Here is a 438-nt window from a genome sequence, read left to right as displayed (position 1 = left end):
AAAAAAAGCCTTAGAAAATCAATTCTAAGGCTTGCGGAATAGCTTGTCCCGATAAATTCGGGAGACGGGACTCGAACCCGCGACCTTCCCGAGCGTTGCTCGGGACAGGCATTCTACCCATCTGATTTTTTGGATATGAGATTAGCTATTAAAGCTTTGCTTTTCATTCTTTTTAAGTATAATTCTCTTTTCAGGGCATCAGTTTTATTGGGAAAGACTTCTGTATAAACCAGAACCCATGGCTGTTTTTTGCCTGTATAACCCTTGTGAGGCCGATTATGCTTTTCAAGCCTTTCTTCTGGATTTTCTGTTGAACCTATATAATAGGAACTGTCTTTTAAAGACTGGAGGATGTATAAAAAATACGCCATACAATAGAAAAAAAAATGACTGAAATGAAAAAAAGCCTTAGAAAATCAATTCTAAGGCTTGCGGAAT

At 37.9% G+C, this 438-nt stretch carries 1 protein-coding gene; it reads right to left on the bottom strand.

The window, feature by feature from the left end:
* Positions 1–113 precede the first annotated feature (113 nt).
* Complete coding sequence (locus KI659_RS18545; protein ID WP_213946882.1) at positions 114–371, bottom strand: GIY-YIG nuclease family protein; 258 nt, start codon at positions 369–371, stop codon at positions 114–116.
* Positions 372–438 lie beyond the last annotated feature (67 nt).

The organism is Litoribacter ruber (assembly GCF_018449405.1).
In the GTDB taxonomy this organism is placed as follows: domain Bacteria; phylum Bacteroidota; class Bacteroidia; order Cytophagales; family Cyclobacteriaceae; genus Litoribacter; species Litoribacter ruber.
Note: the sequence above shows the minus strand (reverse complement) of the source record. Positions and strands in the feature narration are given on the sequence as shown.